The following is a 15,348-nucleotide window of genomic DNA, read 5'->3' on the forward strand; positions in this document are numbered from 1 at the left end:
CGTGCCGGGCGGGGCTGGACCTTCGCGGCCGAGGGCCGCCTCGTGCCGGGCGCCATGCGCCCCCATGCGCCATAATCCGACCGTGCCCCGTATCCGCCGCAGGCCGCTGGACGCCCGATGACCATCCGTGTCCTGCTCGCCGACGACCAGGAGCTGATCCGCAGCGGCTTCCGCATGATCATCGATGGCACGTCCGACCTTGAGGTCGTCGGCGCCGCCGCCGACGGCGACGAAGCGGCGGTACTCGCTGAGCAGTTGCGGCCGGATATCGTCCTGATGGACGTGCGGATGCCGCACGTCGACGGGATCGAGTCGATCGAGCGGATCGTCGCCTCCGGGAATCCGGCCCGGATCATCGTGCTGACCACGTACGACGTCGACGACGCCGTGTTCGCCGCGCTCCGCGCCGGTGCCTGCGGCTTCATGCTCAAGGACGTGCGCCCGGCCGAACTCGTCGAAGCGGTACGGGTGGTCGCGCGCGGCGAGGCGCTGCTCGCCCCGACGGTCACCCGCCGACTGCTCGACCACTTCGTGCACGCACTGCCTGGCGGCACGCCGCCCGCGGAACTCGACGTGCTGACCCAGCGCGAGAGGGAGGTGCTGGGGCTCGTCGCGCTCGCGCTGTCGAACGCGGAGATCGCCGAGCGCCTGTCGCTCACCGAGGCGACGGTGAAGGCGCATGTGTCCGCCGTGCTGCGCAAACTGCGGCTGCGCGACCGGGTCCAGGCCGTCGTGCTCGCGTACGACCTCGGACTCGTCCACCCGCGCCCCTCCTGAGCGGGGTCCTGCGTCCGGTCCGCGTCCGCGCGGGGTTCGCGCCCGCCCCGTGGTCCCTTTCCGTGCCCGCGCGTGCGCCCGCATTCCGTGCCCACGCGTGCGCCCGCGCCCGTGCCCGCGTCCCTGTCGCGTCCGTCTCAGGTCGTACGCGCGTGGGCACGTCTCCGCCCTGCGTCGGATCTCAGCGGGCCGGTCTTGATCTCAAGTCGAGGCCGGGGGTGGCTCCAGCGCCCGATGTGAGCCGAGGCGCCCCGGACCTAGCGTCGAAGGGAGACAACTGAAAAGAAATCAACTGAAAAGGAGAAGATGAGCATGGTGCCGACCTCAGCGGCCGGAGCCACCCGCTCCGGTGGCCGCCATCGCGCCGCGTGGGCGGTCCGCGTCGCGGGCGCCGCCGTCCTGGCCCTCCCACTCGCCGCCGCGCCGGCCGCGGCCTCCGAGTCAGGGCGGCGCGCCCCGGATCAGCTGTATGTCGCCCCGTGGGGCGACGACTCCTGGCTGGGCACGATCGACCGCCCGTTCGCCACACCCAGCCGTGCCCAGCAGGCGGTGCGGACCAAGACGGCCGGGATGGCCTCGGACGTCGTCGTCAACCTGCGCGGCGGTACGTACACCCTGACCGATCCGCTGAAGCTGTCCGACAAGGCGGGCGACTCCGGTGCCAACGGCCACCGCGTCGTCTACCAGGCGTACGGCTACGGAACGAAGGACGCCGAGCGTGTCACCCTCAGCGGCGGCCGGACCGTCACGGGCTGGCGGTCGGCGGCGGGCGGGGCCTGGCGTGCGGACGTCGGCGACCTGGAGACCCGGCAACTGTTCGTCGGCGGCAAGCGCGCCGACCGCGCGGCGCTCAGCGAGGGGCTGCCCGGCAAGGTCACCAAGACCGAGACCGGTTACGTCACCGACAGCATCGCGCCGCAGTCCTGGAAACGCCCGCAGGACATCGAGTTCGTGTACACGTTCGCGACGGCGTTCTCGGAGGGCCGCTGCGGGGTCGCGGGGATCTACGGGGACGCCAAGAAGACCACCATCACCATGGACCAGCCCTGTTTCCGCAGGGCCAACCAGATCTACGGGAAGATCATCGAGGACCCGCCGGGCCTCATCGACCCGACCCGGGTGGAGAACAGCGCGAGCTTCCTGCGCAAGCCGGGCAGCTGGTATCTCGACCGGTCCCGGCCTGGCCACCACGTGCTCTTCTACCTGCCGCGCCCCGGCGAGCAGGGGAAGCCGCGCGACGTCGTCGCGCCCGTACTGGAACGGCTGGTCGACGGGCAGGGCGCGGAGAAGGCACCGCTGCACGACGTCGCGCTACGCGGCCTGACCTTCACCCACACGACCTGGCTGGGTCCCGACCAGCCCGCCGGTTTCCCGCACGTCATCGGCACCTGGTACTACGTCGGTGAGGACCCGGCGGAGGAGGAGTCGGTGGCGATCCCGGGCAGTGTGGCCTTCCGTACCGCCACCCGGATCACCATCGAGGGCAACCACTTCACCCACCTGGGCTCGCAGGCCCTCGAACTGACCGAGGGGAGCTACGGAAACGCCGTACGCGGCAACGTCGTCAACGACGTCTCGGCCGGCGGCATCCACATCGACGGTCCGGTGGGCGCGCCCAAGGACGAGCGCGGCAACCGCGTCGAGAACAACTGGGTACACCATGTGGGAGTGGACTACCGGGGCTCGTGGGGCATTCTCCTCAACGAGCCGCACGATTCCACGGTGGCGCACAACCAGGTCAACGACATTCCCTACTCGGGGATCGTCTTCCTGAACTCCGGGGGAGACGGGACGTCGTCCAGCCGCACCCGTGTCACCGACAACCGTGTGCACGACACCAACAGCGTGCTGATCGACGGCGGCGGCATCTACGCCAACGGGCCGCAGGGGCCCTCGTTCGCCGACGGCGCCGTGATCAAGGGCAACGAGGTCCACGACACGACCAACCCGGCCGCTACGGAGCCGGTGTACCCGCCATACGCGATCTACACCGACGACGGCGCCGACTTCGTCACCGTCAAGGACAACGTGATCTACCGCAACCAGCGGTCGCTGGGCGGCGTCGCGCCCCGCAGGGTCAGCTTCCGCGACAACTTCTGGGACAACACGAAGGCCGTCTGGTGGGGCGACGCCAAGGAGGTCACGATCTCGGGCAACACCAAGCTGTCCGCCATCGACCCCGAGGGTTCCTGCCGCGCCGACCGGTCGTGCGCGGCCATCGTCGACAACGCCGGTCTGGAGCCGCGCTACCGGTCGCTGCTGAACATCCGCTGAGGCGCGCCCGCACGGTGCGGTTCCACGGGCCCGTGGCGCGCGTCGGGACTACTGAAGGGACTGCGGGACTGCGGGACTGCGGGACTGCGGGTCTACGGGGCTCCGCAGGGCGGCCGGTGGCCCGTTCCGCGCTGCGTGTCAGCGTGGGGCGGGCCAGTCGCGGTCCATCGCGGTCACCAGCCGGGCCTCACCTGAGCCGTCCTTACGGGCCTGGTCGAGCCGCAGCCGCGCACCGCGCCCGTGCAGCGTCAGGGTCATCAACTGGTTGCCGAACCAGGGGCCGCCCGACCGCCGCCAGCTCAGTGCGGGCTGCCCGGCCCGGCCATGCCGTGCGAAGGCTCTGCCGAACCAGCGGCCCGCCCTGCTCCAGCCGAACCGGAAGCCCACCCGCACCGACGCGGGAATGCTGTTGTGCACCGGCGAGCAGGTCAGCTGGAGCACCCGGCTGGCCGGTGGCTGCGGCCAGTGCGACCAGTCGGGCTCAGCGATGTACGCGTGGTGTACGTCTCCGGACAGGACGCTGATCGTCGCGGGCGCGCCGCGTCCTCGGCCCACCTCGGCGATCAGGTCGGTGAGGGCGTCGAAGGACTCGGGGAACGCCGCCCAGTGCTCCAGGTCGGCGCGCTGCCGCAGGTTCTCGGCGAACCGCGCCCAGCGCGGCCCGCGCTCCCCGGCGCTCAGCGCCGCGTTCCACGCCTCGGCGTCATGCACGAGGTGAGGCAGCAGCCACGGCAGCGAGGTGCCGATGAGCAGGTGGTCGACGGCACTGGGGCCCGCCAGCGCCTGTTCGCGCAGCCAGGCCATCTCGTCCTTGTCGAGCATCGCGCGGGAGCCCTCGTCGAGTACCCGGGCGGCTCGCGTGTCGATCATCAGCAGCCGCACCCGGCCGAAGTCGCGCCGATAGCTCCAGCGGGTGAACGCCGGGTCCTCGTCGGCGCGGGCGGCGAACTCGCGCAGCACCGCCGTGGCGCCCGCCCCGGCACCGGCTCCCGCATCGAGCCCGCCGTCGGTTCCGGCTCCGTTCGTAGCCCCGTCCCCGGTGCCTTCTCTGGCCGTCCGTACCGCCGCGTCGCCGTCGGCCGCCCGTACCGCCGCGTACAGCTCGTCAGCGGCGAGTTCGGCGGGCGAGAGGTTGCCCAGGTGCTGGTACACCCAGTACGACATCAGGCCGCTGAGCACCCGCTCCCGCCACCAAGGCGTGGCTCGCATGCGGCTCAGCCACGCGGCGCTGGTGTTCCAGTCGTCTATGACGTCGTGGTCGTCGAAGATCATGCAGCTGGGCACGGTGGACAGCAGCCAGCGCACCTCGGGGTCCAGCCACGACTCGTAGTAGAGCCGGGTGTACTCCTCGTAGTCGGCGACCTGGTGCCACGGGGGCTCGCTGAGATCGCGCCGACCGGCCAGCCAGCGGCGGGTGGCGGCGGAGGTGTTGTCCGCGTACACCTGGTCACCGAGCAGCACCAGCACGTCGGGCCGTTCGCCGTCCGGATCGCCGGCGATGCGGCTGGCGAGGGTGTCGAGCGCGTCCGGGCCGATCCGGTCGTGGGTGGAGGCGTCACCGGTCGCGTCAGAGCCGGGCGGGGCGGCCCACCGGCAGGAGCCGAAGGCGACGCGTACGACGTTGGCCCGCCCCTTCCCCGTCTGCTCTCCCGCGTGCTCTCCCGTCTGCGCGGCGATCGCTTCCCGCGCCCGCGCGGTACTCGGCGGGGTGCCGGTCTCCGTTCCGTTGCCGGTGGCGGCCCCGGTGCGGGCGCCGGTGTCCGTGCCTGTGACGGCATCCGTAGCGGTGTCGGTGCGGCCGTCGCGGGCGGGCGGGGTGCGGATGGTGCTCGCCGGGAACCGGGAGTCCGGCAATGGCCATACCTGCTCGCCGTCCAGCAGTACCCGGTACGGCGTCACGCTGTCCGGGCGCAGGCCGGTGACGTGGATGAGGGCGTAGTGATGCCCGGCGATCTGCCAGGTGCGGGCCGCCCCGCCCGCGCCCGCCGCCTCCGCCGGGGAGTCGCCCGCCTCCGGAGAGTGACCCGCCGCCGGGGAGTCATCCGACTGCGGGGCGCCGTTCGCCTGCGGGGAGTCATCCCCGCAGCGCACCTCCGCCAGGCAGGGGCGGTCGGCCTCGACCCATACGATCGCGCTCTCGCCGGTCTCCCAGTCGACCTGGCGCAGCAGTGGTCCCAGGCGCAAGCCGGCCATCCGCTTCCCCTTCGTCGCTCCGTCGTTCCGTGGCCCGCGGGCCCCGGACTGCCCGTCCTGTGACCGGCTGGTCACAGGACGAACCGCGTTCCGGTCGTACGGACTCGCGCTCGTACGGTACGGAACGACGGAGGCGGACGGGTAGTTTCCGCCTTGGCGCGGACGGGTGTGTCAGCGGCGGAAGGGTGTCAGCAGCGGTTGAGGATGCGGCCGAGCGCGTCCTTCTCGGCCTGGTCGACCTTCAGGGCGTAGTGGTGCTTCACGCTGACCCACATGCGCGCGTACATGCAGTGGTAGCCGGAGACAGGCGGCAGCCACTTCGCCGGGTCCTTGTCGCCCTTCTCCTGGTTGACGTTGTCGGTGACGGCGATCAGCTGCGCCCGGGTGAGGTCGTTGGCGAAACCTTCCCTCTTGGCGGTGGTCCAGCTGTTGGCGCCGGACTTCCACGCCTCTGACAGCGGCACCATGTGGTCGATGTCCACGTCGGAGGCGGCGGTCCACGTGGCACCGTCGTACGGGGAGAACCAGCTGCCCTTCACGGCGGCGCAGCTGCCGTCCTGCTCGACGTTCTTACCGTCGCGCTTGAGGACGACCTCACGGGTGTTGCAGGAGCCCGTCTGGGTGCTCCAGTGCGGGAACTTGTCGCGGCTGTAGCCGTCGGAGGAGCCCTCGGCCTGAACCGTCAGCTGACTGAGGTGTGTGCGCGCGGTGGCGGCGTCCGGCGGGGTGGGCGGTGCGGCCTGCGCGCTCGGGCCGCTCAGCACGATACTGCCGACGAGGGCCGTGAGGCCACCGATGGCGGTGAGGCGACGCGCGTAGACGCTGCGACGCGAAAGCGTCCTGTCCGTACGGGGCATGGTGGGCTCCCTCAAGAGTGTGGGGGGAACGGGCGCTGTGGCCCGGCTATGTTCTCGGTGCCTGGTTTCCGTGGGGTAGGCACTAGGTAACAGAGTGACGACGCGGCCATGTCAAATCAAGAGGGTGTCCCAAGTCGGCGCGCCATCATGACCAGCCCATGGCCAGCACGTTGACGCCCCGTAAGGTGGCCGGATGCAAGGCGCCTCCCACCTCGCGGGTGCGGCTCTGCTGCCCGTGAGTCCCACGCTCGGGGTGCTGCTCGCCGCCCTGCTCGCTGCCGCGGCGACCGTCGGGGCCCTGGCCCACCTGACGCACGGCACCGGCCGGAACCGGAGCCAGGAAGGCGACGGCGGTGGCCAGAGCCACGCCCGCGCCGTGGTGACCGCCGGACTGCGCGCCGCGGCCCAACTCGCCGCCGTCTCCCTCCTCATCGGCTGGGTCATCGGCCACGTACCGTTGCTGCTCGCGTTCATCGCCCTGATGTACGCGGTCGCCGTGCGCACCGCCGGCCGCCGGATCACCGCCAACGCCACCTGGTGGTGGGCCGCGCCGCCGATCGCGGCCGGGGTGCTGCCGGTCGTGACCGCGTTGCTGCTCACCGGGCTCGTACCGGTCAAAGGCATCACCCTGATCCCGGTCACCGGCATCCTCATCGGGGGCGCGCTGACCGCGACCGTGCTGGGCGGGCGGCGCGCCCTGGACGAACTGGAGGCGCGGCGCGGCGAGGTGGAAGCGGCGCTCGCCCTCGGACTGCTCGCCCGTGACGCCCGCCTGGAGGTCGCCCGCCCCGCCGTCGCCGACGCGCTGGTGCCCGGTCTCGACCAGACCCGGACTGTGGGCCTTGTCACACTGCCTGGGGCGTTCGTCGGGATGCTGCTCGGCGGGGCCTCGCCGGTCGAGGCCGGGGCTGTGCAGCTGTTCGTCCTGGTCGCGCTGATGGCGGTGCAGGTCGTCGCCGTCGCTGTGGTGCTTGAGCTGGTCGCCAGGGGACGGCTGCACCGGATCACCGCGCCTGACGTATCCTCGTCGGCAGCAGAAGGGGAGTAGCTCTTCGCCGGACCGTCGACATACTGCTCGTCCATGACCCGTCCACCCGTGCGGTGGGGCGCCGCGCGCGTCAGGGCAATGACCGAGCCGGCGCCCGGAGGCCGGTAGACACGTCTCGTACGTGTCACCGTGCCAGCGAGACCTTCGGCCGCAGTGTCCGACGCTGCCGTGCCGAAGCGACCCCTTCCCAGGGCCTTACTCGGTGCGGAAGCCCCCACCGATCAAGGAACGCAGCCCGTGTTCAGCCTCACCGTCGCCGCCGTGACCTTCGGCGTGATCTTCCTTGCCGAACTGCCCGACAAGACCGCTCTCGCGGGACTGATGCTCGGCACTCGCTACCGCGCGTCCTACGTCTTCGCGGGGGTCGCCGCCGCCTTCGTCGTCCACGTCGCGCTCGCCATCGCCGCGGGCAGCGTGCTGACACTGCTCCCGCAGCGGCTGCTGCAAGCCGTCGTCGGCGTCCTCTTCCTCGCGGGCGCGGCGATGCTGCTGCTGAAGAAAGACGAGGACGAGGAGGAGGTCAAGAAGCCCGCCGACCAAAGCTTCTGGAAGGTCGCGGGGAGCGGTTTCACGCTGATTCTGGTCGCCGAGTTCGGTGACCTCACCCAGATCATGACCGCCAACCTCGCCGCCCGCTACGACGATCCGCTCTCGGTCGGCCTCGGCGCGGTCCTCGCGCTGTGGGCGGTGGCGGGCATCGGCATCGTCGGAGGCCGCACGCTGATGAAGTACGTGCCGCTCCCGCTGATCACGAAGATCGGCGCGTGCGTGATGCTGCTGCTCGCGGCCTTCAGCCTGTACGAGTCGGTGGCCGCGTAGGCCGTGTCCGGCGGAGCGTGCTCAGGCCGTGTCCGGCGGGTCGGGCTGGGGGAGCCTGTGTCTGTGTGTCGTGGAGCGCGGGTGCGTGGTGGTTGCTCGCGCAGTTCGCCGCGCCCCTGGCGGGGCGTGCCGCGCGTTGCCGGAGGCCCTGAGGCGGGCCTCCGGCCCGGCCCCGTAGGGGCGGTGGCGCACGGCCCTGACCCGGAACGGCCGCCATGGGTTGTCCTGAGGTGACGCGGTGCTGGTTGCTGCTCGCTGCTCGCTGCGTGCTCTTGCCGGCTGCGGTGCTCAACGGCTCAGCTGGTGAGTTGCCCGGCTGCCCGGCTGTTGAGGTGTTGAGCTTGTTGGGGGCGGGGTGGTAGGTGGGCGTGCGTACGTGGGGGAGGGCGGGGCCTGGTGTGCTGCTGGGGCGTGGTCAGCGGTGCGGGGCTGACCGGCGTGCGGGGATGGTGACCGGCTGGGCCGGCGCGAGCGCGTTCACCGATTTCGGAGGGCTCATCGGCTTCCGTGTCCGGCGTGGCGGGGAAACGCGTGCACGCCGCTGGGAGTCCGCCCCGACCCGTCGTACGCAGGCGGGTTCGGTGGTCCATTCCACGCCGCCGCGCTCCGGGCGGATGAACACGAGGAAGGACGTGCGCCGGGTGACGGGCGAGGTGAACGGTCCCGCGTCGGTCAGTACGCCGGTCCGGCCGGTGGCGGTGTCCTCCACCAGCTCGCCGATCGCCGCCCGGGCTTCTTCCTCCGTCATCCGTGCCACCCGCCACCGACGAGCGCGCGGAACGGGCGGGCAGGACGGGATGGGCGGAACAAAGCCTGCCGCCGGGCGCGTTGAGGGATGACGCCCGTCCGGGGCGTCGGCTGGGCGTCTATGGCCGACCCGGCCAGAGGCGGCTCGCCGAGGTGTACGGGGCACGGGCGACCAGGAGCGTCCAGCGTCGCTGGAAGTCTCCTGGCGAAGGTCATCGTTGTGCCCCCTTCCGGACGAGTGGGGCCGGCTTCCGCAAGGTGTCCGCTTTCACGTCGTCAAGAGTGAGCCAGGTCGCGGCCATGGGCAGGGAGCGCCGGGTTGTACGGCGCGTCAGGCAGGAAATCAGGCAGTACCACTTCGGGACACGCGCAAGCGGGCGCGCGCCGGGTCTCGAAGCGCGGGCGCGAGCATGGGCGCGGGCGCGTGGAGGAGTCGTGAGGCGTGTGCCGTACGACGGGAGCGCACGCCGAAATCGGCCATGTGCGCGGGCTGCCGGGGGGCGGGTCGCCGTGCCGCCCGAGGCTGAGTGCTCAGAGCCCGAGGGGCGGCTCCGCGGAAGCGCCCCTCGGTTCTCTCTCGGTGCTTGTCACTGCCTTCACTGCTGTTACTGCCGTCACGGCTCTACGTGGTGTCAGGCGGTGATGTGCAGGGCGATGCCGCCGTCGGGCAGTGCTTCGACGCGGACCTGCTCCAGGTCCCTGACGTGCGCGGTGGGCGTGTGTGCCGCCGCGCGCGGGCCGATACCGACGACGCGCATCCCGGCCGCCTTGGCGGCCGCGATGCCCACCTCGGAGTCCTCGAAGACGACGCAGTCGGCGGGGGCGAAGCCGAGTTCGGCCGCGCCCTTGAGGAAGCCTTCCGGGTCGGGCTTGCTCGCGCTCACGCTCTCGGCGGTGATCCGCACCGAGGGCATCGGGAGTGCGGCCGCCTCCATCCGGGCCTGCGACAGGCCCCTGTCGGCCGAGGTCACCAGGGCGTGCGGCAGGTCGGCGAGCGCGGCGAGGAACGCGGGCGCGCCAGGCACGGGCACGACGCCGTCGAGGTCGGCGGTCTCCCAGGCGAGCATCTCGCTGTTCTCGGCCAGGTTCTGCTCATGCGGCCGGTCGGGGAGCAGTGCGGCCATCGTGGCGTGGCCCTGCCGTCCGTGGACGACCTTGATGACGCTGTCGCCGTCCAGGCCGTGCTCGGCCGCCCAGCGCCGCCAGCAGCGCTCCACGACGGCGTCGGAGTTGACGAGCGTCCCGTCCATGTCGAGGAGCAGCGCCTTGACGGCACCGATGGTCTGGGAGGTGCTCGTGGGAGCCATGCGGCACTCCTGGGGCTCGATGGGCGCGCGTGGCGCGGTGGGGCAAGCGGTTCCGCCCGCGGTCAGGGTGACGGGCGGAACCACTTTGTTTGCTAACGATACAAAGAGAAGCGCCCCGCGCGCCAGCGCCCCCGGGCAAAGCCTTGGCTAACGGTGCTCGGCGACCGTTTGCCGTACGCCGCCCACCCTCCGTGTGGGACAAGGCCCTCCTGTTCCCGGCGTCCGCATGGCGGCTTTCCCGGAGCCCCTCGCGGCGGGTCAGGGTGCTTCCGCGCCGCGGGGAAGCACCCTTTGCCCGCACGCCCCGACCCCCTGCGTCGACGGCATCACTCGGCGCCGCCTGCCGCGCCTCACGGTTCGTCGGTGCGGGCTTCCAGGTAGCGGCGCGTTGCCGGGCCGTAGACGCCCTCGGGGTCTTCCGTGAGGTCGTGGCGGCGCTGGTAGGTGGCGACCGCTTCCCGCACGTCCTCGTCGTATTCGCCGTCGATCGAACCGCTGTACGTCCAGGTCTGCCGCAGTCGGTCCTGTAGTTCGGCGACCTCGACGCCGCTGTCGCCTTCGCGCAGTACGGGTGGACCGGACGGGGCGGAGGGATCGGAGGGGGCGGAGGGCTCCGGCGGGTCGGCGGGCGCGGAACTCGCCGGGGGCTTGGCGTCGCCGCCAGGTGCCTGCGTGGGCGAGGGCTTCACCGGGGCGGACTTCGACCCCGTGTCCGACGCCGACGGCGAAGGGCGTCCGCCCGTGGAGCTGGACGCGGAGGCCGACCCGGAGGCGGTGGCCGAGGGGGACGGCGAGCCGCTGCTGGTCATCTTGCCGTTCCAGGTGGGCAGCGGCTCCGTCGGCGCCGCCGTGCGCTCGTCCGGCAGTGCCCGGTCGCCGCGGTCCTCGCCGTCTCCGTTGCCGCCGACCAGGCCGGTGCCGAAGGCGATCGTGCAGACCACGGCGACCGCGACGGCCGCCCCGAGCACCACGGCGACCGGGCGCCGCCGCCGGTGACTCGCGGGCCTGACCGTGCCGACCAGCCCCGGGCCGCCGGCACCCGTGCCGTCCCGGCCTTCGGTGCCGCCCCGTAGCGCCCCATGCGTCGTCACGTCGGTGATGCCGTCGGCCGCACCACCGCGCCTGCCACCGGCCGTGCCATCACGCCTGCCGTCAGCGGCGCCGGTCGCGCCGGTGCCGGGAGCGCCAGTGGCCGCATCGCTTGCCGCGCCGCTCGGCGGGCCACCGGCCGCGTCGTCGGCGGTGCCGCTGGTTCTGGTTAACGCGCCACCGTGGCCCGCGCTGGGCGTTCCGTCGACGAGCGGCCGTTCGGCGGGGAAGAGGCGCAGGTCTTCCGGCGCGGGGCCGCGGGCGGGCGCCCCGTCCTCGTGGGGCGGGCCGTCTCCGTAGCGTGCCCCGTCCCCGTGGGGCGGGCCGTGTCCGCGCGTGGCGGTTCCGGGTATCCGTATGAGCCCGGTCTCCGGCGTCGTGCCCGCTGCCGTGTCCGGGGTGGTGTCTGCTGTCGGGTCTGGCGTTGGGTCCGGCCGGTCGCCAGCGCGCGCCGCGCACTCGCAGCCGGGACGCCCGTTCGCGCGCGGGGGCGCGAAGCAGTGCGGGCAGGGCTCTGCCGTCACGGTTCTCCCTCCCTGGAGTCGCAGCGATTATGCAGACCGGGTACGCGTCCGCGCAGCGGTTCCCCGTGCTGATGGCATGCTTCGGCAGGCCGTACCGGGGCAAACGGGGTGAGGATGGGAACAGAGTGCTGACCGCCCTCGGCGGATCAGCGGTACCGGACCCGAGGGAGCCAGCATGGTCCAGGACGCGCGCCCGCCCAGCGCCCCGGTCGCGAGCCACGCCACGGGACACCAGAAGCGCAGCGTCCTCGTGGCGATCAGCGCACTCCTGCTCGGCATGCTGCTCGCCGCGCTGGACCAGACGATCGTCGCGACGGCGCTGCCGACCATCGTCAGCGACCTCGGCGGTCTGGATCATCTGTCCTGGGTCGTCACCGCGTATCTGCTCGCCTCGACCGCGGCGACCCCGCTGTGGGGGAAGCTCGGTGACCAGTACGGCCGGAAGAATCTGTTCCAGATCGCGATCGTGATCTTCCTGGTTGGCTCGGTGCTCTGCGGCATCGCCCAGAACATGCCCCAGCTGATCGCGTTCCGGGCCGTCCAGGGCCTTGGCGGCGGCGGGCTGATCGTGCTGTCCATGGCGATCGTCGGCGACCTGGTCCCGCCCCGTGACCGCGGCCGCTACCAGGGCTTGTTCGGCGCGGTCTTCGGAGCCACCAGCGTGCTCGGACCGCTGCTCGGCGGGCTGTTCGTGGACCACCTCAGCTGGCGCTGGGTATTCTACATCAACCTGCCGGTCGGCGTGGTCGCGCTGCTGGTGATCGCGGCCGTCCTGCACATTCCCAAGCACGGCACCCGCCACACCATCGACTACCTCGGTACCTTCCTCATCGCCGCCGTGGCCGCCTGCCTGGTGCTGATGACCTCGCTCGGCGGGGTCAGCTACCCGTGGGGCTCCTGGCAGATCATCGGGCTCGGCGTGCTGGGCCTCGCGCTGCTCGTGGTCTTCGTGGGAGTGGAACGGCGGGCGGCCGAGCCCGTGCTGCCGCTGAAGCTCTTCCAGAGCCGGACCTTCGTGCTGTGCTCGGTCATCGGCTTCGTCATCGGCTTCGCGATGTTCGGCAGCATGACGTACCTGCCGACGTTCCTCCAGGTCGTGCAGGGCGTGACGCCCACCATGTCCGGCGTGCACATGCTGCCGATGGTCCTCGGCCTGCTGATCGCCTCGACGGGCTCCGGCCAGATCGTCAGCCGCACCGGGCGCTACAGGATCTTCCCGATCGCCGGGACGTTCGTCACCGCGCTCGGACTGCTGCTCCTGCACCAGCTCGACCGGAACAGCGGCGTCTTCGAGATGAGCGTGTACTTCTTCGTCTTCGGCTTCGGGCTCGGACTGGTCATGCAGGTCCTCGTGCTCATCGTGCAGAACTCCGTCGGCTACGCGGACCTGGGCGTGGCCACCTCCGGCTCGACGTTCTTCCGCTCCATCGGCGCCTCGTTCGGCGTCTCCATCTTCGGCACGATCTTCGCCAACAAGCTCGGCCCGCGGATCGCCGACGCCCTCGCCGGTCAGCAGCTGCCGCCCGGTGCCGACCCGGACGCGCTCTCGTCCGACCCGCGCGCCGTCAGCCAGCTGCCGCCGGGGGAGCGCACCGGGGTGCTCGACGCGTACGCCCTGTCGATCACCGACGTGTTCCTGTACGCGGTGCCGGTCGTCCTGATCGCCTTCGTGCTGGCCTGGTTCCTGCGGGAGGAACCCCTGCGCGGCAGCGTCACCGCTCCTGACGCCAGCGAGGTCTACTCCAGCAACCCGGTGGAACGCACCTCACGTGACGAAGTGGCACGTGCCCTGTCCGCCCTCGGCAGCCGCGAGGGCCGCAAGCACGTCTACGAGAAGATCACCGAACGCGCCGGGCTCGATCTGCGGCCCGCCACGAGCTGGCTCCTCCTGCGTGTCAGCCGCTACGGCTCCGTAGAGCCCGCCTTGCTCGCCGAACGGGCCGACGTGCCGATCGGTCTCGTCACCGAGGCCGCCCGGCAGGTCGAGGAGCGCGGACTCGCCGTCAGGGAGGGGCTGCCGCTGGTCCTCACCGACCGGGGCCGGGAGGCGGCGGCCAAGCTCTCCAAGGCCCGCGAGGAGTCCCTGGCGGAGCTGCTGGGCGACTGGTGGGGTCCCGAGCGCCCGAGAGACCTGGCCGAGCTGCTGCGGGAGCTGACGGGCGAACTGTGCGGCTCGGACGGCGAACGCCCCCGTAACGGCGGCACCCGCCGCCCACCCCTGCCCAAGCGGGGGTCAGGGGCGTCGTAAGGGTGCGGGGCACGTGGGACGGGGCGGCCGCCGTCCGCCCCGTCAGCCGAGCTGCTTGGTGAACCAGTGCTCGGCGTACTCGCTGTCGTTGTACGGCGGGGTCTCGACGTAGCCATGGCGCGTGTACAAGGCCCGCGCCTCGACCAGGTCGTTCCGGGTGTCCAGCACGATCCGCTCCGCGCCCATGTCCCGGGCGGCGGCCTCAGCGGCGGCGAGCAGTGCCGCGCCGCCGCCCTTGCCGCGCTCCGACGGCCGTACGTACAGCCGCCTCAGCTCCGCCGTGCCCGGGTCCAGCAGGAACACCCCCGCGCAGCCGGCCGGCTGGTCGCCGTGGCGCGCGAGCAGGAACCTGCCCCGAGGCGGCACGAGGTCGTCGCTGTGGAACTCGGCCAGCCCCGTCTCGATCTCCTCATCCGTCGACCTGCGGCCCTCGTGGAGCAGGAAGTAGCGGTCGCTGACCTCGATCAGGTACGCGCGCAGCAGCGCACTGGACTCGGCGTCGGCCGCCGGTCGTACGGCGACGTCCCAGGACAGTCGGAGGGAGGAGGCTGATGTCATGCCGGTCATCTTCTCCCCGGATTTCCCTGGCCCGCACATAATTTCCGGCGCCGTGACCGGCCACGAGGTGCCACCAGCGCGCGAGGCGCCTTCAGCTCACGAGGCGCCTCCAGGCGCGGCCTCGCCGGGCACTTCCCGGATCAGATCGCCGGATCAGATCGCCGGATCAGACCGCCGGATCAGTTCCCGGGGCAGGTTTCCGGACCGATCAGTTCCCGTCAGTTCTTCGGGGCCGCCTGCTGCACGACCTCGAACGACCACAGGGTGGAGCCGGAGGCGGCGGGCTTCGGCCGCTCCGCCCCGCTGGCGTCCCCGCCCTGGCCCTGGCTGCCCTGGCCGCCTTGGCCGCCGCCCTGGTGAGCCGCCTTCATCGGGCCCTCCATCCACGCCTGGAAGTCCTCCTCGCTGCGCCAGCGGGTGTAGACCAGGTACTGGTCGGTGCCCTCCACGGGGCAGCAGGTGCGTAAATGTACCTTTATTTTCATGGGAGATGACCTCTTAGCGAGAGCACAGTCGGGGGAACCTCGAAGGCCAGAACTGGGCAGTGCTGGTCAGGCTCTCCACCGACGAGAGTGAAGATCTGGTACCGGAGGACGCGGCCGATCAGGATCGCCGCAAGCCCTTCACCGGCCGGGACATCAAGAGTACGGATGAACAGACGCGAGACGGCCGGGAGTTCGTAGAGCGGCGTGGTGGTCGGATCGTTCATGTGTACTTGGAGCCCGACACTTCCGCATGGAGAAAGAAGCGCAAAAGGGAGAAGGATGGACGCGTCGTCTACCGCGTTGTGCGACCGGTCTTCGAAGGCGCTTTAGAAGCAATGCCGTTGCTTTACGGGCCTGCGGCTTGGGGTCTTGTGATGAGGATGGCTTGCGTGCCCGTGCGGGTCGGATGCGGCCAGAGACGG

Annotated in this window: 11 protein-coding genes and 2 pseudogenes; 6 read left to right on the forward strand and 7 right to left on the reverse strand. The window is 71.6% G+C overall.

Translation table 11 applies throughout. From position 1 onward, the window contains the following. Window positions 1-117: 117 nt before the first annotated feature. Entirely contained in the window at window positions 118-777 is a 660-nt protein-coding gene (locus tag AC5P1B_RS17705; protein WP_493888197.1) for a response regulator, read from the forward strand. 312 nt (window positions 778-1,089) lie between these two features. Beyond that, window positions 1,090-3,051, forward strand: coding sequence for a NosD domain-containing protein (locus AC5P1B_RS17710; protein ID WP_493888198.1), 1,962 nt, complete (start codon window positions 1,090-1,092; stop codon window positions 3,049-3,051). Between the two features lie 138 nt (window positions 3,052-3,189). Here AC5P1B_RS17710 and AC5P1B_RS17715 read toward each other — a convergent pair whose 3' ends face one another. Further along, window positions 3,190-5,244 (reverse strand): alkaline phosphatase D family protein, encoded by a 2,055-nt coding sequence (locus AC5P1B_RS17715; RefSeq protein ID WP_493888199.1) that lies wholly within the window; start codon window positions 5,242-5,244, stop codon window positions 3,190-3,192. Between the two features lie 188 nt (window positions 5,245-5,432). Then, complete coding sequence (locus AC5P1B_RS17720) at window positions 5,433-6,101, reverse strand: HNH endonuclease family protein (RefSeq protein ID WP_493888200.1); 669 nt, start codon at window positions 6,099-6,101, stop codon at window positions 5,433-5,435. Between the two features lie 193 nt (window positions 6,102-6,294). On the opposite strand from AC5P1B_RS17720, the gene AC5P1B_RS17725 reads away from it, so the two are divergent. Together AC5P1B_RS17725 and AC5P1B_RS17730 are read left to right on the forward strand one after the other, a co-directional pair. Then, complete coding sequence (locus tag AC5P1B_RS17725) at window positions 6,295-7,149, forward strand: ABC transporter permease (protein WP_493888201.1); 855 nt, start codon at window positions 6,295-6,297, stop codon at window positions 7,147-7,149. Window positions 7,150-7,386: 237 nt separating this feature from the next. Then, complete coding sequence (locus AC5P1B_RS17730) at window positions 7,387-7,968, forward strand: TMEM165/GDT1 family protein (RefSeq protein WP_493888202.1); 582 nt, start codon at window positions 7,387-7,389, stop codon at window positions 7,966-7,968. 415 nt (window positions 7,969-8,383) lie between these two features. Here the strand turns inward: AC5P1B_RS17730 and AC5P1B_RS17735 are convergent, their stop codons facing one another. The 3 genes from AC5P1B_RS17735 to AC5P1B_RS17745 all read right to left on the reverse strand — a co-directional run bounded on the left by AC5P1B_RS17735 (window position 8,384) and on the right by AC5P1B_RS17745 (window position 11,635). Continuing rightward, window positions 8,384-8,716 (reverse strand): hypothetical protein, encoded by a 333-nt coding sequence (locus AC5P1B_RS17735; protein ID WP_493888203.1) that lies wholly within the window; start codon window positions 8,714-8,716, stop codon window positions 8,384-8,386. A 631-nt stretch (window positions 8,717-9,347) separates the two neighbouring features. Beyond that, window positions 9,348-10,022, reverse strand: coding sequence for an HAD-IA family hydrolase (locus AC5P1B_RS17740; RefSeq protein ID WP_493888204.1), 675 nt, complete (start codon window positions 10,020-10,022; stop codon window positions 9,348-9,350). Between the two features lie 350 nt (window positions 10,023-10,372). Further along, window positions 10,373-11,635 carry a peptidoglycan-binding domain-containing protein gene (locus tag AC5P1B_RS17745; RefSeq protein WP_493888205.1) on the reverse strand — a complete coding sequence of 421 codons (1,263 nt, stop codon included), beginning with the start codon at window positions 11,633-11,635 and terminating at the stop codon, window positions 10,373-10,375. A 175-nt stretch (window positions 11,636-11,810) separates the two neighbouring features. Between AC5P1B_RS17745 and AC5P1B_RS17750 the strand changes: the two genes are divergently transcribed. Continuing rightward, window positions 11,811-13,883: an MFS transporter gene (locus AC5P1B_RS17750; RefSeq protein WP_493888206.1), complete on the forward strand. Its 2,073-nt coding sequence runs from the start codon at window positions 11,811-11,813 to the stop codon at window positions 13,881-13,883. A 42-nt stretch (window positions 13,884-13,925) separates the two neighbouring features. Here the strand turns inward: AC5P1B_RS17750 and AC5P1B_RS17755 are convergent, their stop codons facing one another. Both AC5P1B_RS17755 and AC5P1B_RS17760 read right to left on the reverse strand, forming a co-directional pair. Then, window positions 13,926-14,441, reverse strand: a complete 516-nt coding sequence (locus AC5P1B_RS17755) for a GNAT family N-acetyltransferase (protein WP_493888207.1) — start codon at window positions 14,439-14,441, stop codon at window positions 13,926-13,928. A gap of 218 nt (window positions 14,442-14,659) precedes the next feature. Beyond that, window positions 14,660-14,893: pseudogene (locus AC5P1B_RS17760) on the reverse strand (antibiotic biosynthesis monooxygenase family protein); the annotation flags it as partial. A 92-nt stretch (window positions 14,894-14,985) separates the two neighbouring features. Between AC5P1B_RS17760 and AC5P1B_RS17765 the strand changes: the two are divergent. Next, window positions 14,986-15,348, forward strand: a pseudogene (locus AC5P1B_RS17765) (hypothetical protein); the annotation flags it as partial.

Source organism: Streptomyces sp. A01 (assembly GCF_059026195.1).